Source organism: Vibrio sinaloensis (assembly GCF_023195835.1).
In the GTDB taxonomy this organism is placed as follows: Bacteria; Pseudomonadota; Gammaproteobacteria; order Enterobacterales; family Vibrionaceae; genus Vibrio; species Vibrio sinaloensis_C.
In genome coordinates, this window is record NZ_CP096200.1 from 854,464 (window position 1) to 874,200 (window position 19,737).

General features: G+C 48.3%; 20 protein-coding genes. 13 read left to right on the forward strand and 7 right to left on the reverse strand.

Annotation, left to right across the window (positions count from 1 at the left end; all coding sequences use genetic code 11):
- Positions 1–98: 98 nt before the first annotated feature.
- The 7 genes from MTO69_RS17385 to MTO69_RS17415 all read left to right on the forward strand — a co-directional run bounded on the left by MTO69_RS17385 (position 99) and on the right by MTO69_RS17415 (position 5,999).
- On the forward strand, positions 99–272 hold the full coding sequence (locus MTO69_RS17385) for a hypothetical protein (RefSeq protein WP_248334692.1): 174 nt from the start codon (positions 99–101) through the stop codon (positions 270–272).
- A 9-nt stretch (positions 273–281) separates the two neighbouring features.
- Complete coding sequence (locus MTO69_RS17390; RefSeq protein ID WP_248334693.1) at positions 282–1,487, forward strand: MFS transporter; 1,206 nt, start codon at positions 282–284, stop codon at positions 1,485–1,487.
- A 90-nt stretch (positions 1,488–1,577) separates the two neighbouring features.
- A complete protein-coding gene (locus MTO69_RS17395) occupies positions 1,578–2,858 on the forward strand; it encodes a DASH family cryptochrome (protein ID WP_248334694.1) in 1,281 nt (426 codons plus the stop codon).
- Positions 2,858–4,402 (forward strand): cryptochrome/photolyase family protein, encoded by a 1,545-nt coding sequence (locus MTO69_RS17400; RefSeq protein ID WP_248334695.1) that lies wholly within the window; start codon positions 2,858–2,860, stop codon positions 4,400–4,402. The genes MTO69_RS17395 and MTO69_RS17400 overlap by 1 nt, the downstream gene beginning before the upstream one ends.
- Positions 4,403–4,494: 92 nt before the next feature.
- Positions 4,495–5,223 (forward strand): sulfite exporter TauE/SafE family protein, encoded by a 729-nt coding sequence (locus tag MTO69_RS17405; RefSeq protein WP_248334696.1) that lies wholly within the window; start codon positions 4,495–4,497, stop codon positions 5,221–5,223.
- A gap of 32 nt (positions 5,224–5,255) precedes the next feature.
- Positions 5,256–5,552 carry an antibiotic biosynthesis monooxygenase family protein gene (locus MTO69_RS17410; RefSeq protein WP_248334697.1) on the forward strand — a complete coding sequence of 99 codons (297 nt, stop codon included), beginning with the start codon at positions 5,256–5,258 and terminating at the stop codon, positions 5,550–5,552.
- A gap of 66 nt (positions 5,553–5,618) precedes the next feature.
- Positions 5,619–5,999: a YccF domain-containing protein gene (locus MTO69_RS17415; RefSeq protein WP_248335609.1), complete on the forward strand. Its 381-nt coding sequence runs from the start codon at positions 5,619–5,621 to the stop codon at positions 5,997–5,999.
- An 86-nt stretch (positions 6,000–6,085) separates the two neighbouring features.
- On the opposite strand, the gene MTO69_RS17420 is transcribed toward MTO69_RS17415, so the two are convergent.
- Together MTO69_RS17420 and hisC are read right to left on the reverse strand one after the other, a co-directional pair.
- Positions 6,086–6,859, reverse strand: a complete 774-nt coding sequence (locus MTO69_RS17420) for an ABC transporter substrate-binding protein (protein WP_248334698.1) — start codon at positions 6,857–6,859, stop codon at positions 6,086–6,088.
- A complete protein-coding gene (hisC, locus tag MTO69_RS17425; RefSeq protein ID WP_248334699.1) occupies positions 6,843–7,961 on the reverse strand; it encodes a histidinol-phosphate transaminase in 1,119 nt (372 codons plus the stop codon). The genes MTO69_RS17420 and hisC overlap by 17 nt, the downstream gene beginning before the upstream one ends.
- A gap of 151 nt (positions 7,962–8,112) precedes the next feature.
- Between hisC and MTO69_RS17430 the strand changes: the two genes are divergently transcribed.
- Entirely contained in the window at positions 8,113–9,006 is an 894-nt protein-coding gene (locus tag MTO69_RS17430; RefSeq protein ID WP_248334700.1) for a LysR substrate-binding domain-containing protein, read from the forward strand.
- A gap of 11 nt (positions 9,007–9,017) precedes the next feature.
- Here MTO69_RS17430 and MTO69_RS17435 read toward each other — a convergent pair whose 3' ends face one another.
- Together MTO69_RS17435 and glgX are read right to left on the reverse strand one after the other, a co-directional pair.
- A complete protein-coding gene (locus tag MTO69_RS17435; protein ID WP_248334701.1) occupies positions 9,018–9,884 on the reverse strand; it encodes a glycerol kinase in 867 nt (288 codons plus the stop codon).
- Positions 9,885–9,986: 102 nt separating this feature from the next.
- On the reverse strand, positions 9,987–11,936 hold the full coding sequence (gene glgX, locus MTO69_RS17440) for a glycogen debranching protein GlgX (protein WP_248334702.1): 1,950 nt from the start codon (positions 11,934–11,936) through the stop codon (positions 9,987–9,989).
- A gap of 444 nt (positions 11,937–12,380) precedes the next feature.
- Here glgX and lamB point away from each other — a divergent pair, with 444 nt between their 5' ends.
- The 4 genes from lamB (at position 12,381) to MTO69_RS17460 (ending at position 16,848) form a co-directional block, all read left to right on the forward strand.
- Positions 12,381–13,724: a maltoporin LamB gene (gene lamB, locus MTO69_RS17445; RefSeq protein ID WP_248334703.1), complete on the forward strand. Its 1,344-nt coding sequence runs from the start codon at positions 12,381–12,383 to the stop codon at positions 13,722–13,724.
- A 145-nt stretch (positions 13,725–13,869) separates the two neighbouring features.
- Complete coding sequence (locus MTO69_RS17450; RefSeq protein ID WP_248334704.1) at positions 13,870–14,724, forward strand: MalM family protein; 855 nt, start codon at positions 13,870–13,872, stop codon at positions 14,722–14,724.
- A gap of 324 nt (positions 14,725–15,048) precedes the next feature.
- Positions 15,049–16,056, forward strand: a complete 1,008-nt coding sequence (locus tag MTO69_RS17455; RefSeq protein ID WP_248334705.1) for a porin — start codon at positions 15,049–15,051, stop codon at positions 16,054–16,056.
- Positions 16,057–16,233: 177 nt separating this feature from the next.
- Complete coding sequence (locus MTO69_RS17460; RefSeq protein ID WP_248334706.1) at positions 16,234–16,848, forward strand: fumarylacetoacetate hydrolase family protein; 615 nt, start codon at positions 16,234–16,236, stop codon at positions 16,846–16,848.
- Positions 16,849–16,934: 86 nt separating this feature from the next.
- On the opposite strand, the gene MTO69_RS17465 is transcribed toward MTO69_RS17460, so the two are convergent.
- The 3 genes from MTO69_RS17465 to MTO69_RS17475 all read right to left on the reverse strand — a co-directional run bounded on the left by MTO69_RS17465 (position 16,935) and on the right by MTO69_RS17475 (position 18,862).
- Entirely contained in the window at positions 16,935–17,243 is a 309-nt protein-coding gene (locus MTO69_RS17465) for an AzlD domain-containing protein (RefSeq protein WP_248334707.1), read from the reverse strand.
- Positions 17,240–17,959 carry an AzlC family ABC transporter permease gene (locus tag MTO69_RS17470; RefSeq protein ID WP_248334708.1) on the reverse strand — a complete coding sequence of 240 codons (720 nt, stop codon included), beginning with the start codon at positions 17,957–17,959 and terminating at the stop codon, positions 17,240–17,242. Before MTO69_RS17470 ends, MTO69_RS17465 begins: the two co-directional genes overlap by 4 nt.
- Before the next feature lie 78 nt (positions 17,960–18,037).
- Positions 18,038–18,862: an AraC family transcriptional regulator gene (locus MTO69_RS17475; RefSeq protein ID WP_248334709.1), complete on the reverse strand. Its 825-nt coding sequence runs from the start codon at positions 18,860–18,862 to the stop codon at positions 18,038–18,040.
- A 211-nt stretch (positions 18,863–19,073) separates the two neighbouring features.
- On the opposite strand from MTO69_RS17475, the gene MTO69_RS17480 reads away from it, so the two are divergent.
- Entirely contained in the window at positions 19,074–19,706 is a 633-nt protein-coding gene (locus tag MTO69_RS17480) for a LysE family translocator (protein ID WP_248334710.1), read from the forward strand.
- Positions 19,707–19,737: the final 31 nt, after the last annotated feature.

The following is a 19,737-nucleotide window of genomic DNA, read 5'->3' on the forward strand; positions in this document are numbered from 1 at the left end:
GCGCTTGGTGCATAGAGGAATTGCTAAAATGTCATTTGAGTCATAACAGGCGAGCCACTATGCTGCGCGCTCTTTTTCATTATGCTGAGGGAGACACTATGTTTTCTCAATCACTTTTCGCTCAGCTGGTACGAATGACGGTGTTGTTGAGTTTGTCGTTGGTGGTGTTGCATCACTCACCAGCGTTGGTGGCACTGCTGGCCCAGCAAGCTATCGACGCGGGTTGCCATCAAAGCACTCAACCCAACACCCATCACTCCGTACATCACTAAGGTATTGCGATGAGTATTTTTCGATTTCCACCCATTGTTTGGCTTGGTATTGCCATCTTAATCCTATGCCTGGGTATCAGGCAGTCGTTTGGCATCTTTATGCTGCCGATTTCTGACTACTTTCAAACCGGGCGAGAGTTTTTTAGCTTCGCGATTGCGTTACAAAACCTCTTGTTTGGCGTGTTTCAGCCCTTTGTGGGTATGGCGGCAGACCGCTTTGGTGCCAAGCGAATCATTGTCTTTGGCGCTATCAGTTACGCACTAGGTTTATATCTGACTTCGATAGCGGTGAGCCCGAGCGCCCTTTATTTAACGCTGGGCGTTTTGGTTGGTCTTGGGCTAAGTGCGACCAGCTACGTGATCGTACTTGGCGCGGTAGCGAAAGCGGTGCCAGCTCAACATGCGGCGAAAGCGTTCGGTTTGACTACCGCAGCGGGATCGTTTGGCATGTTCGCGATGATCCCGGGAGCTCAAACTCTATTGAGTGAGTTTGGCTGGCAAGGGGCAATGCAGTGGTTTGCTGTGCTGTGTACCACCATGATTGCGTTTGCCCTGTTTATGCGCACGCCTAAAGCGCACAGCTATAAGAATGAAACCGTGGCAGCGGCGCAGAGCTTGTCGCAGGCCCTTAAGGAGGCATTTGCCCATCGAGGATATTGGCTGATTCATTTGGGCTTTTTCGTTTGCGGTTTTCATGTGATGTTTATCGCTACCCATCTACCCAGTTACCTCGCCGATCGTCACTTGCCAGCAGAAACAGCGGCGATGGCGCTGGCCTATGTCGGTATCTTTAACATCTTTGGCTCCTATTTTTGGGGGGTAATGGGCGATAAATACAGCAAACGCCATGTGATGGCGGCGCTCTATTTAATGCGCACAGTGGTGATTGGCGCATTTGTGACCCTGCCGGTGACCGAGCAAACAGCGGTTATATTTGGCGCTGCGATTGGTTTTTGCTGGCTAGGAACCGTGCCTTTGACCTCTGGCTTAGTGAGACAGATTTTCGGCGCGCAGTATTTATCCACTTTGTATGGTCTAGTCTTTTTTACCCACCAGGTCGGCAGCTTCTTAGGTGCGTGGGCCGGCGGCAGAATTTATGACTACTATGGTTCGTATGAGCCGATCTGGTGGTCGACGGTCGTGTTGGCCTTGGCCGCAGCCTTAATCCATCTGCCGATTAACGATCAACCTGTTAGGCGAGTGGCAGCGGCATAAATCTGGATGAAGTGAATCGAAGCATCGATTTTCTGCGTATAAACAGCGAAGTAAGCACTTCGCTGTTTTTATTAGAGAGGAGAGAGTCGCGTGCAGAAAAAAGTGGGCTTATATTGGTTTAGTCACGATCTTAGATTGAACGACAATGATTTGCTGGCCAATGCGGCGCAGCAAGTCGACGCCTTGGTCTGTGTCTACTGTATGCCAGAGTTAACGCCGTACTTGGCCAATTTCTCACAACAATCTCATTTGGGTGAGCAGCGCGTTAGATTCATCCAAAGCTCAATAAACGATCTATCGAAGCAGCTTGCAAAGTTCGACCAAAAGCTAATCTTGTGTGATCAAGAGCCTTTTGCGGCGCTGCAATCATTAATTCAATCTCTGCACGTCACTCACCTCTATTGTGACCGTTTTTCAGGCACGAATGAGGCTCGCTGCGTCGAGGCGCTACAACAGCAATTCCCCCAACTCTGCGTGGTGCAAGCCAATGTCTCCACTTTGTTCAGTGAGTCCCAACTACCGTTCGCGTTGGACGACTTGCCCCCCACGTTTACCCGTTTTCGCAAGCAAGTGGAAGCGTTGCCGATTCATCATCATGCAAATCTGACAGCGCTTCCTCCAATGGCAGAGAGTGACTTAGATTACTTCCAACATACTAGTTTGGAGGAGGATGAAGCCCTTTTTGTTGGGGGGAGCACAGCGGGTCACCAACATTGCGCTTGGTACTTCTCTACTCACTTAGCTAGTGAGTACAAACTTACCCGTAATGGTCTGGATGGTAAGGAGTATTCGACCAAGTTTTCGCCCTGGCTCGCTTTAGGCTGTGTATCTCCTAGAGAGGTGATGACCTATCTCAGAGATTATGAAGCCAAGCATGGCGCTAATGAGTCGAGTTATTGGATCTATTTTGAACTGCTGTGGCGAGAGTATTTTCATTGGTATGCGCAGCGCCATGCCGAACGGCTGTTCCTTCATCAAGGGATCAAAGCCCACAGTCCGATCGGGCATTTTGACTCGGCTCGTTTTCACTCGTGGGTTAAGGGTGAAACAGGCTTGCCGATTGTTGATGCCTGCATGCGTCAGCTAAAACTGACGGGTTACCTGTCTAATCGTGGGCGTCAACTGGTGGCCAGCTGTCTTATTCATGAACTCGATTTAGACTGGCGTTATGGTGCGGCCTATTTTGAAACTAAACTGATCGATTATGATGTCGGCTCAAATTGGGGCAACTGGCAATATTTGGCGGGGGTAGGGGCGGACCCAAACCCAAGCCGAAAATTCAATCTAGAAAAACAGACGCAGATGTACGACCCTAATGGTGAATTCGTCGCTAAATGGTTATCCGCCGCTACTGGCAAGGAGTCGCACTGATGCAGTTTCAATCAATCCGTTTGATCTTGGGTGACCAACTCGATGGCAATCACTCTTGGTTTCAGCAAGTGGACGATTCTGTGCTCTATCTAATAGCAGAGCTTCACCAAGAGGCGAGTTATACCCGTCATCACGTGCAGAAAGTATGCGCCTTTTTTGCTGCGATGGAGCAGTTCGCTCATCAGTTACGTGAGCAGGGGCACCAAGTCATGCATTTGACTCTCGATGAGACCAGTGACTTTGATGATCTGCCCTCACTGCTCGCGCATTATGTTGCCAAAGCCGGCGCATCCCAATTGCAATACCAAAGGCCTGATGAATATCGCCTCTGTCAGCAGCTGTCGCAACTCTCCATTCCCGGCTGTGAGGTGGCATTAGTCGAGAGTGAACACTTTTTGCTTCCGTTTGCCGAACTGCATGACTATTTCGCTCCGGGTAAGCACGTGATGATGGAGCACTTTTACCGCAAAATGCGCAAGCGCTTTAATCTGTTGATGGAGCAAGGCAAGCCGGTAGAAGGGAAGTGGAATTACGATGCCAATAATCGCAACAAGCTCAAAGCGGCCGACATTGACAACTTACCCGAACCGCTGCTGTTTGCCACCGACGTCTCTGCAATTGTTGAGCGGATAGCGCGACATCGGATTGCGACTATCGGTCGCGTGGAGAACAACTTGATATGGCCAGTCAATCGCAATCAAAGCTTGTCGTTGTTGGCGCATTTTTGTCAGGTTTGTTTACCTCTGTTTGGCCGTTTTCAAGATGCGATGACCAGTCAGCACCATGCGAAATGGAGCCTATATCACAGCCGTCTGTCATTTTCGATCAATAGTAAGATGTTGCATCCACTCGAGGTGGTCAAGGCGGCGCTCTCTGCCTATGCGAATAACCCTCAAGTCGATATTGCTCAGGTCGAAGGTTTTGTCAGGCAGATAATCGGTTGGCGCGAGTACATTCGCGCCGTGTATTGGGTCAACATGCCGCACTATGCAAGCTTGAACCATTTGAGCGCGCAGCGAGCCCTGCCTGAGTACTTTTGGAGTGGCGAAACCAAAATGGCGTGTATGCGCCAGGCCATTGGTCAGTCACTGGAGTACGCCTATGCCCATCATATCCAGCGTTTGATGGTCACTGGGAACTTCTGTTTAATTAGCGAAATAGAACCGGATCAGGTTGACAGTTGGTATTTGGGGATCTATATCGATGCGATAGAGTGGGTCGAAATGCCCAATACTCGCGGTATGGCACTGTTCGCCGATGGCGGAATTGTTGGTACCAAACCTTATGCGGCCAGCGGTGCATACATTAACCGCATGAGTGATTATTGCAAAAGCTGCCATTATCAAATTAAAACCAAGAGTGGCCAAGGCTCATGCCCGATCAATAGCTTATACTGGCGCTTTATGATCAAACATCGCGATAGTCTAGGGACCAACCCACGCATTGGGATGATCTATCGCTCGTGGGATAAGATGGACAGTAAGGCGCAACAAGCCGTGTTGGATACCGCCGAACACTATCTAGACAACATCGAGCAGTTGTAAATTTAGCTGCCATGGTGCAGCTAACCCTATTCACCGGCTATGCAATTCGACTATGATGGAGGCTCATTTTTCTTTTGCACTGAATTGCTTATATGTTTGCCGAATGGGTTACTTCGCAAGCGCTGATCGCTGCCTTGTTGATATTTGTAGGTTCTTTTGTTCAAACGGCCATTGGCTTTGGTTTGGCGATCGTAGCCGCGCCTTTGCTGTTCTTAGTTTCGCCCGACTATGTGCCAGCCCCCATCTGTTTGGTGGCGCTGTTTATTTCGGTATTAAATGCGTTAAAACATCGCGAGAGTGTCGAAATTGGCGGGCTAAAAATGGCCTTGATTGGCCGAGTGCCAGGCTCCATCGCTGGCGGCGTACTGTTGGTTATGGTGTCGACAGATCTTCTCGCTTTGTGGCTTGGCGCGTTGGTGCTATTTGCCGTTGCGGTCAGTCTTCTGCCTTTTCGTATCGAGCCAACCCCGATGAGAATGGGTGTCGCGGGCTTTTTCTCCGGTTTTTTTGGCACCAGCTCCGCTATCGGCGGACCACCAATGGCGCTGCTACTGCAACATCAAGAAGCCAATCAATTGCGCGGAAATCTGTCTGCTTTCTTTGTGTTTAGCTCGATCATTTCTCTGATTATTCAAATTCCAGCGGGATTCTTTACCTTGCACCATCTGTGGATTTCTATCCCGCTGATTCCCGCCGCTTGGCTCGGGTATAAACTGGCTAGAGCCACCACGCAAACCTTGCCGAAAGAGAAAATTCGCCGCGGGGCGCTGATTTTGTGTTCCATTAGTGGTGCCACGGCGGTTTGGCAGGGGTTGAGTTAATCGGATTGTTCATCCTAGGTTAAGGAGAAACCATGATACTGGAAGTCGCGATTCTAGAGGTAAAACCTCAACTTGAAGCGCAGTTTGAAGCCAATTTTGCCAAAGCGCAAAACATCATCGCGTCGATGCCGGGCTATGTTTCGCACCAGCTGCAGCGCTGTATTGAAACGCCAAATCGCTACATTTTGTTGGTCAATTGGCAAACTGTTGAAGATCATCAGCAAGGTTTTAGGCAATCACCGCAGTATCAGGAATGGAAAGCACTTTTACACCATTTTTATGACCCATTCCCAACGGTAGAGCATTACCAAAATGTCTACCCAAGCTAACCAGGAGAGAGTAGCGTGTTAAGAGTTTTAGGTAACATCATTTGGTTTTTGTGCGGCGGCGTCATCATGGGGCTGATGTGGTGGTTCTTTGGCCTGCTGGCGTTCATTAGCATTATCGGTATTCCTTGGGGGCGTGCCTGCTTGGTGATGGGGAATTTTTCATTCTTTCCGTTTGGCCAAGAGGCCATCAGTCGCAGTGAGCTCACCAACGAGCTCGATCTCGGTACTAGCCCGCTAGGTACGATAGGGAATGTGATTTGGTTTTTGCTGGCGGGTATTTGGCTCGCTATTGGCCATATTATGTCGGCAGTTGCGTGCTTCATTACCATTATCGGTATTCCATTCGCGCTTCAGCACCTCAAGTTGGCTCTGATTTCGCTCGCACCGATTGGTAAAACTGTGGTGCCCAAAGAGCAAGCGGCGCGCGCCCGTTACGGTAAGCTGTAAATTCAGTTGGTAGAACAACAAGGCCGACTTCATCTTATGAAGTCGGCCTTGTTTTTTATCTCGATCAGATAATGGGTTTATGGGTATTAGAGCTCTTCACCATAAATATCGAATGAGAAATACTTAGCCGCAATTTTGTCATAGGTGCCGTTGGCGCGAATCTCGGCAATGGCTCGGTTAAACTTCTCAGCCAAGGCTTGATCGTTATGGCGCAGGGCTAAGGCTGTGCCCTCGCCAATATAGGCTTTGTCTGTGACCGCTTTGCCAACAAACTCAAAACCTTGACCTATCTCTTTGTCGAGAAAAGCGAGCGCAAGCTGATCTGAGTTGCCAAAGGTTACATCAAGACGACCATTGGCCATGTCGATATACACCTCGTCTTGACCTGCATAGCGTTTAATGGTCGCAACATCGCCAAATTTGTCGGTGACGTAACGATCATGAATGGTACCGCTCTGGACACCAATGACTTTGTCTTTCAAGCCTTCAGGACTGATATCCAGTGTCTGGCCAGCCTGCGCCACAAAGCGTGCTGGAGTTTGGTAGTATTTATCGGTAAACAGCACCTTCTTCTTTCTGTCATCAGTAATACGCATCGAAGCCATGATCACGTCAGATTTACGTGCCAACAAGCTTGGAATTAAAGCATCCCAGCCTTGGGAAACCCAAGTGCATTGCAGCTCTGCTTGCTGGCAAAGCGCATCGGCGATCTCGATATCAAAACCAACTGGGTTTCCCTTTGCATCCATGTAGTTAAATGGAGGGTAGGTAAAGTCAGAAGCCAAGCGGACCTCTTTGGCCAGCAGTGGGGTAGAGATCAGTGCAGCGGCGCAAGCGAAAGCGCTAAGCAGTTTGTTCATGGTCAATATCCTTATTGTGTGGTGTTGATGTTGTCAGTCGGTTGGGTAAGTTGCAAATGATTTTGCCCACTTCGTTCATGCTTGCTTCGCTACCGATAGTGATGCGCACGCAGTCAGCTAGATTGGGCTCGTGTGCTTGGTTGCGGGTGACAACCCCTTGCTCAAGCAGCAGTTCAAACAGTGGGAAACCCGGCTCAGTGCGGACCAATACAAAGTTGGTGGCTGAAGGGTAAACACGCTCAATCCAATCAAGATGGGCAATTTGGTCAACAAAGGCTTGCTTGGTCGCCAGCAGCTTTTGCGTGTGCTCACGGACCTTGGCAATACCGTTAGGGCTCAGAGCGTTAAGTACGATTTCTGCTGAGCTATCGGGCATGGGATAGGGTGGAATCAGTTTAGCGATAAAGTCGAGGACAGACGGCTGAGCGATGATAAAGCCGCAGCGGACCGCCGCCAGACCAAAGGCTTTTGACAGAGTGCGGATCACCACTAAGTTGGGGTAGTGGTCAATCAACTCCACCACACTTTGGCCCAGCTCAAACTCAATATAGGCTTCGTCAACAACGACGAGTGCGTGCTGTTGAGTCTGCTCAAGAATGGCGATGATGCTGTCTCTATCGAGCAACTGGCCTGTTGGATTGTTGGGTGAGCAGAGAAAAACGAGGTTGCTGCGCTTAGCGGCGCAGACAACGGCATCGACATCCAGACTAAAATCTGGCGCTTGCAATGGACAGTCAATCACGTCAATAGCCATTGACTCAGCGCAGAACTGATACATCGCGTAGGTCGGACTGCAAATGGTGATGCTATCTTTGCCGGGCTGGCAGAATGTTCGAACCAATAAGTCGATAGCCTCATCAGCACCGCGCACCGCGAGTGTGGGTTGTGACGTTTCGCAGTAGGCTTGGTAGGCGACGGCAATGTCATTCGGTAAAAAATCAGGATAACGGTGCAATGCGGATTGGTTGTCCTGAAACAGCAATGGAGTTTCCAGTTCGTTGGCGTTGAGCCACAACCTACCAGTACCGCCAATGCGTCTGGCTGATTGGTATGGTATTAACTTTTTTATGTTCTCTGGGGCGAGTTTTTCTGCAAGTGACATTCAGAGTGTTATCCATTAATGCATAGTTACTCACACCTAATTGGTTATGATAACTAAATTTCCCGTTTGAATAACAATCTAGTCAATGATGGCTTTTGGTTAAAACGAAAATAAGACATACTAGCCATGCAAAAAAATCATAGGTTACTCCATGAATACCCGATTACCTTCAACCAAGAGCTTGCAGGCCTTTTTGGCGACGGCTCAACATCTCAACTTTACCCACGCTGCGCAACGTCTCAATATGACGCAAGGGGCGATTAGCCGGCAGATCCAATCGCTAGAAGCGTTAATGGGCGTGGCACTGTTTTATCGTCAAGCGCGTGGACTCGCGTTGACCCCAGAAGGCGCGAAATTTGTCCCTTTGGCTGAGAGTGTGATTCAACGATTACAGTCGGCGATACGCGAGGTTGTCGATGGTGCCAATCGAATCAAACTCAATGCGCCAAGTTGTATCACCACCTGGCTACTGGGACGCATCGCTAATTTTCAACAAGCCCATCCCGATATTCACGTAGAGCTGACTTCAACCACTAAACATCAGGTGGTGCCAAACTTTGATAACTTTGACCTGATCATTACTTATGGTCAGCCGATACGCAGTAAATCCGTGGAACAGGTGGTGCTATTTGATGAAATCTTAGCGCCTGTGTGTGCGCCGGAGCTCTGGGATAAGTTCGCGGTGCAAGACAGGGATGGTCAAGCGAACGCGATACAAACATTGATGGGGTTGACTTGGTTACACGCTAACGCGGAGCAATCGGATTGGTCGATGTGGCTTGCGGCATCAGGGTTCAACAAGGTTTTTGGCAAAGGAAATCAGACATTTGCCACCTTAGATCAAGCGATGAATGCGGCGCAGCAAGGGTTTGGTATCGCGATTGGTGATATCACTTTGGCTGCGCAGGATTTGCAGATGAAGCGTCTGGTGAGGCCGTTTTCAACGACAGTGGCCTCTGGCAATAGCTATCATCTACTCAACCCAAAGCATGAGGAAAACCACATGGTCAATCAACTAGTGACCTGGCTGACACGCGAGGATTGAAAAGGGTAGCCTTAGTACGCTTTGATGCCAAACTCGCGCAAACGAGCTGGCAGTAGGTCATCTAGCTTATCGATCTCGCTGGGGAATACTTCGATCAGAGCAAAATGGTGCTCGGAGTAAATAGCGCGCAGTTGTTGCTGGCGTTTGGTGTCGACCTCGCCATGATCGCTGCCCCAGTACTGTAGATAAACTTTTCCGCTTGGCAGATAGAAGTCGCTGAGTACGTCATCCTCAATCGGCAATTGTCGGTCATAGGCATGAACAATCCCGTTCATGTACAGCCAGTTATCTATCTTGAGCTCTCCCTTGGAGCGTACATAATGGCCGTCAAGGGTTCGGTGCTTGGCCTCGAATTTTTGCCTAAAACTCGACAGCGACTTATCGGTGGCATGAGCCTCGGCATCTTGGCCGGAGAACTCGATCACCGATTGTTTAAGGCGTTTGTTGCGAATGATAGAGTCGTGCCACACCACAAAAAATTGACCACTCTCTTGGTCTTCGCGCTTATATCCACCCACGCTGAGTCCGGATAGGGTGACGTGCCAACCATCGTCCTTCTTACTGATCCAGCCAAGCTCTTGCAGCAGTTGGTTGACTTTTTTGGCGCTCAGCGTGAATCGTTGACCGATTTGGGTCGCACTTAAGGTTTTGCCACTGGTAGCGGTGAGATCGACAAGTAAGTTTTTGGGCCAAACAATAAAGGGACCAAATTTGGGGTGCTCGATCACTTCACCACCAAACTTTCGTCCCAATTCTGTAAGCAGCCAGTTGTCGTCAGCACGGTTGATGTAACCTGCAGATTTTAAGTCGCTAAATAGCTGTTTGGGTTCAATATCGCGAAGTTTGGCTAACGCAGTGGTCGAGATTTTGTCGGACATAAGCACCTCTTAATCGTTGGCTCTATTGTTCGACCAACAGTGCTCTAAATCAAGTAGATTCAAATCCTTGCCAGCCAAAGTGTGACTGGCAAGGGAGGGGGCTTACTCACCTTCGGCAAAGAAAATCGCCATAGAGGCGGGGGCAACCAGAACTTGTTTGTGGTCTATAGTTTGGTGCAGATCGTGACTGTCGGTGTTACAGATCATGGTCCAACTGTTTTTGTTTTCCGGTAAGGTGAAGCGAGCCGGAGCATTGGTTTGGTTAATACAGTAAAACAGTTCATTGCCCGCTTCACCAATACCGAGGTGCAGAGCGACCGAACTCAGTTGATTCCAGTCGTCGTGCTCCATAAAGCTGCCATCAATACGACGCCAGAAAATACGATTGTGGTTGCGTTTCTTGCCACTAAAGGCGCGAATAAATGGCAGCATGTACTGCTGACGTGCTTGCACCATATCGGCAAGCCACGTCTTAAAGCGTTGCTTATTGTCACTGATTTGCCAGTTAAGCCAGCTCACTTCGTTGTCTTGGCAGTAGGCGTTGTTGTTGCCTTGTTGAGTGTGAGAAAGCACGTCGGCGGTGAGAATGTGCGGAATACCAAAAGCAAACAGTAGGCTAGCCATAAAATTACGCTTTTGCTTCTCGCGTTTCTCAATGATCAATGGGTTTTCAGTCTCGCCCTCAACACCATAGTTGTCAGAGCGGTTGTCACCATGACCATCTCGGTTTTGCTCGCCGTTTGCTTCATTGTGTTTATGTTTGTAGGAGACCAGATCCTGCATACAGAACCCGTCGTGATAGGTAATGTAGTTCACCGTCAGCTTATATGGCCAGTTGGCCGCGCTATACAGATCGCGCGAGCCCATCAATCGGGTGGCGAACTCTTTGAGGAAACCTTGATCACCGCGCCAGAAGCTGCGAGTAATGTCTCGCAAGCGGTCATTACATTCGTTCCAGCCAAACGGGAAGTTGCCGACTTGATAACCGTTGGGGCCAATGTCCCAAGGTTCGGCGATCAATTTGACCTGCTGCAGGACAGGGTCTTGCGCAACGGCCTTAAAGAAGCCTGCATCGGGGCTGAAATGTTCGCCATGACGGCCCAAGGTCGCCGCCAAATCGAAGCGGAAACCGTCAATCTGATACTCGGTTGCCCAGTAACGCAGTGTGTCCATGACCAGATTCATCGCCGGTTGATAAGCAAGATCGACAGTATTGCCGCAGCCAGTGAAGTTGGCGTAGTGCTCACCATGTTTAATGTAAAAACGCTTATCCAGCGCCTTTAAATTAAACACAGGGCCATCAGCGCCGCCTTCTGCGGTGTGGTTGTAGACCACATCGAGGATCACTTCGATGCCATGACGGTGTAGTTCACGAATCGCGGTTTTGAGCTCTTTCACCGCACTCTTTTCTGCGTATCTTGGGTCAGGGACCATAAACAGGTAAGGGTTATAACCCCAGTAATTGACCTTGTTCATTTTGAGTAAATGTGGCTCATGCATACAGGCGGCGATGGGCAACAGCTGCAATGTATTGATGTTTTGCTGCTTGTAGAAAGCCAACATTTCTGAGCTGATAAGGCCCAAGTAGCAGCCTTGGTGGCTTGGGCTAACATTGGGATTGAGCTTGGTTACCCCTTTGACATGAGTCTCGAATACCACCATCTCTTCGCGCGGGCGATTAGGTTTAGTCACCCCTTGCCAGTCAAACGCGTCATCCACGACTACACATTTTGCCAGTTGGAAACTTTTTTCAGAACTAAACGGGAGTTCATATTGCAGTGGCTTGTCGAGCGCTTTGGCATACGGGTCTGAGATAAAGTGCGCTTTCCCTTTGACCTGAGCAATATAGCCGTAGCGTTGGCCCGCTTTAACGTTCTCTAAGTAGGTATGTTTAATCCCAGCGTACTCGCCTTGGAGAGGGTAGGTTTTAAACTCGCCGCTAGCTTCAAACAGGGCGAGCTTTATCTCATGTGCCTGAGGCGCATAGATAGAGAAGTTACACCCTTGGCTATCTGGCGTCGCCCCTAAAGGGTATGGACGTGAACACTGCATCTTAATAACTTATTGATATGGTTTCTTACTAAAATATTAGTAAATAGTGTTGTGTGAATTAGGTCAAGCTCCATGATAAAAAAACGTTTTGTAATAAACTTTCAATATTTGGCTGTTTGATAGATAAACAGTGAGCAGTCTGACATTTTGTAGCACTATTTTTTTCCTCTTTGGTTTTTCTCCTCCCTACTTTTGTGACAAAGCAAAGAAAAACACCATAGGGTATGATTTCTCCTCCTTTCTCATCCCCCCCGAATATTTCTCATCTGGAGGATTTTTAGCCTCTACTCCCCAGTTAATCTGGCCGCAGTTGAAACAAACGGGGACGAGGGCAAATGCTCAACTCCCATCTTACCTCTCTTTTATTACGAGTCTGTTTCTGCCTTTACAGAGTCAAGAGCGAGAGAGCAAAGAAAGAATAATAAACCCTAAATGGAGTTAATAATGAAAAAAGTAAGTGTAATTGCTGCTGCAGTGGCTGCGACTCTAGCTGCTGGCTCAGCTTTCGCGGTAGATTTTAACGGTTATATGCGTGCGGGTACTGGAATCAGTGCTAACAGCGGCTCTGATGTTTCTGTTAACAAAAACGGTATTGGCCGTTTAGGCAACGAAAACGACAACTACTCTGAGTTTGGTTTTGCGGAAGAGCTAAAAACCGGCGAGCAAACCTGGCGCCTTGAATCAATGATTGCAGCAGGCCGCGATGGTAAGAAGGGTTGGGAAGATGGTGATGTAAACATTGCACAATTTGCTGTAAAAGCAAAAGGTGTGTTGGCATTCGACCGTGATGCAACACTTTGGGCGGGTAAAACGTACTACCAACGTAAAGATATCCATATTACCGATTTCTACTTCTTGAACACGTCAGGTACTGGTGGTGGTATCGAGAATATTTCTCTTGGTAACCAAAAGCTGTCTCTAGCACTTCTACAAGATAATGGTTCTCAAAAAGTAGATACAACTGACGTTAACTACAAACTTACTGATGCAGCGGCAGCTTCAATTAAAGCATGTAACGGCAACCCAGGTTGTATTGCAGCTATCGAAGGTGCTTCGGGCAGCTATGTAGCGGATGGCTTCAAAACTAAAGACGAGGAAGTTAACGGATTTATCTTTGACGCACGTCTGGCAAACATCGGCCTATGGGAAGATGCGTCGTTAGAGCTTGCTTTGGCTTACAACTTTGCCGCTGAATCAAACGGTCAAACAGCAAAAGCGGATGATGGTCTTCTAGCAACTGCTGTGCTGCACCAAGGAATGAGCAACGGTTTCAACCAAACAGTTCTTCAATACGGTACAAATGGTTATGGTGTTCAAGCGGCGAACTTCTGGGGAGCTGGCGCATACTATGATCGCTCTGGCGACCAAAATGGTGCCAAAGGTTATCGTGTAATCAACTGGGGTGTGATGAACCTAGGCGAAAGCTGGGAAATGGGTCATCAGTTGGCTTACCTAGCAGGTGCTGATATTGGCACTAGCAAACTAGATATCGATCAGTACTCGGTAGTTGCTCGTCCAATGTATAAGTGGAACGACACTATGCGTACTATCTTCGAAGCGGGTTACAACGCTGGTGAGAAAATCAACAAAGCAGGCACTGCTGTAGAAGACTTCGGTAACACCAAGTTTACTGTTGCTCAAGCATGGGCGATGGGTGACAGCTTCTGGGCGCGTCCTGAAATCCGTGTATACGGTTCTTATATCTCTGACCTAGAGAACAAAGATGCGTTCGGTACAGGCAAAGATAACGAGTTCGTTGCAGGTATCCAAGTAGAAGCTTGGTGGTAATAGATAACTAACTGTCCAAGTTATTTAGTCCTATAATTGGTAGCCGGCTTCAGCCGGCTATTTTCCTAAGCGCTTTTGAACACCATAAACACCGTCTAATATTGCTAAATCAGAAGCCTTTAGAAAAATAAAATAAGGACAATATATGTATTTTCGCTCCCTCCTTTTAAGCGGTTGTGTTGCCTTAGTTGGCTGCCAAAGCGCACCTACCCCCGAATATGTACAGGAGTCTCAAGTCGAGCAAATAACGTCGCTTGCTGAACTTCAGAGTGCGAAAGTAAAATTACCAAGCACTGCTATCATCGAGATTACCAACCAATCGCAATATTTGAGCTATCAAAATATCGATGGGCCTGTTGCGGTCTTTGAACTGCCAGCCAATCGAGGTGAATATGCTTTGGAAATTACCAGTATTATTGAAGATACTGCGTTTGTTCCCCGAGCAGTCATAGTCGATAAAGCGGGCAACGTGATTGAGCAGTATGGTAGAGACGAATTTGTTTACACCAAACCACGTTTGAACAAAGGCAATCGCCTTGTCGCTGACAAAGATTTCTTCCCGCCAGTAGGTGAGAAGTCAGTTTATTTGATCGTTTATGGCGACAAATCCGATCTAGGTGGATTTACAGATGTGATTCACCCTGCTCGTTTGGATGCAGAAGGCCGTGGGAATTACTTACCGGAAGCGAAAGACATTCCAGTGCCTAATGCGCTTACTGGTAAGATAGAAGTATCGATTGACAGTATCGGTTTCTTCTCGATTGGTACTGCGCCCTCAAACACTCAACAAGCTGAGCCAAGCGTATCCTCTGCTAATATTGCGCAGGCTCCCATCGTCGAGGTTGTGCAACCAGAAACCCAAACCTACTACCACAACGCGATCGAATCGGCGGTAAAAGCCAACAATCTCGACAAAGCACTTAGCTTGCTCGAAGAAGCCAAAGCGCTCAATGTTGAAGGCGCGCAGCAAGTGTTTATCAAGGCTGTCAACGCAAAATAGCCCTGTTCGACAACCTCAACTAGAACCCTTCGCTTAAGCGAGGGGTTTTATTTTTTGTGCAAAGTTCCTTTGAGTTGATAAAAATGTGCCACAAGTCACAATATTATTTTGCAGCTCATTCCCTCCTGGTAACCTATATAAAATCAATTGCTTAGATGGTTATTGTCCGGAAGTGCCCAGCAAACGCATCGGCTGTCTCATGGTTAAGTCACTATACCTGCTCGTTTTTTTTCTGTTTCGTACTAGGGTTTAGATGTTCGTGCTGTATTTAGCGTCAAGGATGCTAAATCGAACTAAAGTTCAACCCAATACGGACATGAAAATATGAAGATTAAATTATTAGCCGTATCAATCGCGGCACTAGCATGTGGTACTCAAGCCTACGCGGCACAGATTTACAGCAGTGACGGCTCAACCCTCTCCATTGGCGGTTATGTCGACGTCGGTTTAGGTGAATACGGCAGTAGCAAAGAGGTCGAAGTACATCAAGTGTCTCCTCGACTGAATGTCGAAGGCACACAAGAGCTCGGAAACGGCGTGACCGTCGATGCCAAAGGTGAGTGGGCGTTGAACTACCTTGGCGGTGGCGATACCTCTTTCACCACGCGTTTAGGGTACATCGGCGCGACACACGAACAAGCTGGCCGATTGGCTTTAGGTACACAATGGGCCCCCTATTACGATGTTGCCGGAGTGGCTGATAAACCGATCGCCTTTGCCAATAACTTTGTCTACGAGAATCATGGCAATCTCGCCACTGGTCGGGGTGATAAAATGGTGACCTATCGCAACATGATTGATATCAACGACGATGTGATGCTTGGTTTCGGTTTAGGTTGGCAGGGCAAACACACTGGAGCAAAAGACAGTAAACTCTACGATGCGCGTGGTCAGGTTGCGGTGTCACTCTCAATGATGGGCATGATGCTAGGTTATGCGTACAACAGTGGTGATATCGATAACGTAGAAGCGAGATCCCATCTGTTGTCACTCAAGTACGGTAACTATGGCGACGGTGTGTATGGCGCACTGGTCTACGCAGACAATAAGAATTTTTATGATAGTTACTATGAATCCAATCAGTATGAAGCGGTACTCGCATACGGGTTAGGCAATGGTCTCAACTTAATCGTCAACTATGAAGCAGTTGAAGGTAAAAAGATGTCGACGTCGAGCAAAAAGACCGTGTTCAGCGAGAGCGCCTTGCAAGCGGAGTACAACTTTACGCCAAAACTAGTGGGCTTTGCCGGTTACCAGTTTGATCTCGGTGATGATGACCCATCGACCAAAGATCACGACCAATGGACATTCGGAGCGCGTTACTTCTTCTAGGCTAAAACAGTGAGTAATCGATCTCAACGCCCACTGAGCATCAGTGGGCGTTTTTATTAATTCTATTGAGCCGTTTGATGACGAGAGCTACTCTCCAAAAAAACGGTTAACTGATTCATTTCATAGAGCATTTGATTACAATAGGCAGCGAATAAGCAACAGTCAGGGATGATGAAAATGTACAGTGTTAAGGTTGGTGAACAGTCGCATCAACCGAGTAAGATTTTATGTGTTGGGCGCAACTATCTGGAGCATATCCACGAACTCAATAATGCCGTGCCTGACCAGATGGTGGTGTTCAACAAGCCTGCCACGTCGATTGGCAGCAAATTGCACGCGTTTCACCAACAGCGACTGCATTATGAGGCTGAGATTTGCTTCGTGGTTGAGGGTGGTCGATTGAGTGCGGTTGGCGTTGGGTTAGATCTCACCAAGCGCGCGTTGCAATCGCAACTAAAAGAGAAAGGACTGCCATGGGAGCGGGCCAAAGCGTTTGACGGCTCGGCACTGTTTAGCCGATTTATTTCGCTGCAAGGTATTGCGATTGAGTCGTTAGAAGTCGAGCTGTTTATCAACTGTGTCCGAGTGCAAAAAGGCGCTGTGACGCAGATGATGTATCCGCCACAAACTATCGTCGATGAACTCTCTAGTTTTACCACCCTATGCGATGGTGACATCATTATGACAGGCACACCGCAAGGTGTGGGTGAAGTGCATCAAGGCGATGTGTTTCTCGCGCGCCTCAAATCCGATGACAAAACATTGATAGAAATAGAGTGGGTAGCGCAATAAAGCGCTTTACTTTGCCCTTGGGATAAGGATTAACCTCCAATTGAGTGATCAATTGGAGGTTTTTTATGGCATGTTGTAACACTCGGTTAAAGCAGTTTTAGCGCGAGAAAGACCAGCATACTTATGATAGTCGTCAGCAACACATTCTTGCTTTTCCAGGCCAGTACCGCAGCGACCACGGCAGCAATCAGGTAAGGGTTGTTTGTCGATAACCACAGCTGCTGCTCAGGCATAAACACGATCGGTGCCCAAATGGCGGTTAAGACTGCAGGGCTAGAGTAGGTCAACAGCCGCTGCGCTTGAGGGTTTAATCTTAGAGGCAGGCGAGGCTCTAAGAACAGATAACGGCTTAAAAACACCAAGGCCGTCATCGCGAGTATCGATAACATGATCATTGCTTACCTCCGCGCATTGTCTCTGTGAGGTAACCGGCTAACATGCCACCGACGCTGGCGATCATCAGTCCAGACTCTATTTGCTGACTCGCACACCACACCGAGATCACCAGCGCTACCAGCACTGCCATGAGCACGGGGGAGGTTTTAATGTTGGGCACGACAATAGCGATAAAGGTCGCGGCGACAGCAAACTCTAAGCCCAGTTCATTCATGGCCGGGATATAGCTGCCAGCAATGATGCCCGCCAAAGTGGCTAAGTTCCAACATAGATAAAAACTTAACCCCGCTCCAAGCGCATACCAGCGATTAAACTGTTTTTCCGACTGTTGACCACATATAGCAAACAGCTCATCGGTAAGAAGAAAGCCCAGCCCTAAACGCCATTTAAGCGGCAAAGGCTTGATTTTCTCGCGCATCGACACGCTGTAGAGCAGATGACGAGAGGTGATAAAAAATATCGCCAGTAACATGGTGGCCAGTGAGGCCCCGGCTTTAAACATGCCAGTTGCCACTAACTGAGCGGAGCCGGCGAACAAAATAGCCGATAGCGCTTGGCTCTCCATCAGGGTTAAGCCCGATTCAACCGCAAAAGAGCCTGCAAGTAAGCCCCAGGGGATCACTGCAATACTTAGCGGCACCATCGCAAGTGCGCCTTGCCAGAACAGTTGACTGTGACTTGATGGGGTTTCGGTATCGATTGTCATTATATCCATAAGTTAACAAGGTGAGTTGTGCTAGGTGCTTTCATCTAGCCACGAAATAATCGGCTGCGATTGTACATTTTTGCTCAGTTAGCCGTTGCCCGCAAATTGCTTAGGCGTGAACCCCAATGCCTTTTTGAAATGGCGATGAAAATGGCTTTGATCATGAAAACCACACTCTTGCGCGACGTCTGAAATCGTCATCCCTTGGCGAAGTAGTTGTTTCGCAACACGCAATCTTGCCTGAATTTGATAGGCATGTGGCGGCAAGCCAAACTCTTTTTGGAAGCAGCGAGTCAAGTAATAGGGGCTAAGGCCTGCCAACTTGGAGAGGTCCTCTAGGCTGACGTTGGCTTGTGGAAAATCATCAAGAAACTCCTTGGCCAAGAGCAACTGACGTTGACTGCGCGTTTTGGGCTCCCAATCAAGCTTGGTTTTGCTATGTCTTGCGACCAGTTTGACTAAGGTGCCGTACACCAAGGTTTCACGCAGTAAGGGATTGTCGGATTGCGCGAGGGTGTCGAACACTAACCTAAGCTGCTGAGCTAGCTCAGGATCGTAAACCACAGGCTCAGGAAAATAGGGGATAGAAGCGTGAGAACTGAGCCCTTCACTAAGCTTGGCGAATTGCTCTGGCAATGGGTACATGGCCTTGTATTCCCAGCCGCCCTCGGTGGCCGTTTGACCGTTATGTACTTCATCAGCGTTAACCAAAATAATGCTATCTTGCGGTGCTATATGGTTACCACCTGTGCGATAAAAGCGTTGTGCGCCTTTCTCGATGACGCCAATGGTGTAGCCTTCGTGACTGTGACGCGAAAAATTCTGATGGGTGTATTTTGCCTCCAGTAGCTCAAGCCCTCCGAGTTCATCGGCCAGGCGAAAACTCGCTGACTCTTTACTGTTTGTCGTCACATGCCTTCCTTGGGTTGCTATGGCTGCAAATTAATTCCTCAGTCTAGCTTACTGCTAAGCCAAGTTTTTGTACAAAATTGCCTTTTTTATCAATTGATTTAATATGGATAATTGAACCGGTTTTTGTGCTTGTTGTTATATTATATTGATGGAAACTGCCGATATACTAGTATAAAATCTCGCGCTTTCTGTTCTGTATAAAATAATTAAAATGATAGATATTTCCGTGCTTCCGGTTTATTTGACCGCAGTGGTTGCACTCTTGCTCCTGCCTGGTCCTGATATGTTGTTGATTGCTAGCTCAAGTATGAGTTATGGGCGCAAAGTGGGGCTTTTTGCCAGTTTGGGCAATGCCACGTCTGGCATCATCCTCACTTTGTTAGCCGCGCTAGGGGTATCGGCGCTGATCGCGATGAGCCCGATAGCGCTTAAAGCACTTCACCTTCTCGGTGGTGCCTATCTACTAAAGATGGGTTGGGATTGCCTACGAGCGAGCGGGGCAGAGGCCCCAGAGCTTGGTGAACAGAGAAAAGTGGCGACGGCGTTTTACCAGCGAGCACTGGTGAGTAATCTGCTCAATCCTAAAGCGTTGGTGTTCTTTGTGATGTTCTTACCTCAGTTTGTCTCCAGCAATATCAATGCGAGCTCCGGAGAGCAGATGTTGGCCCTTGGCTTGCTGCTTAATGTATTGGGCTTGGCGTTTAATCTGGTATTGGTGGCGCTGGTCGGGACCTTAGGTAAGCCTTTGCTGGAAAATGCACAGTTTCGCGCCTACCAACATAAGTTCATGGGGCTGATATTTGTTGTTTTGGCGATTTGGATGTTAAGCTCATTTGCGAGCTAAGCAATCAAGGTCAGCGCGAGCTGGCCTTTTT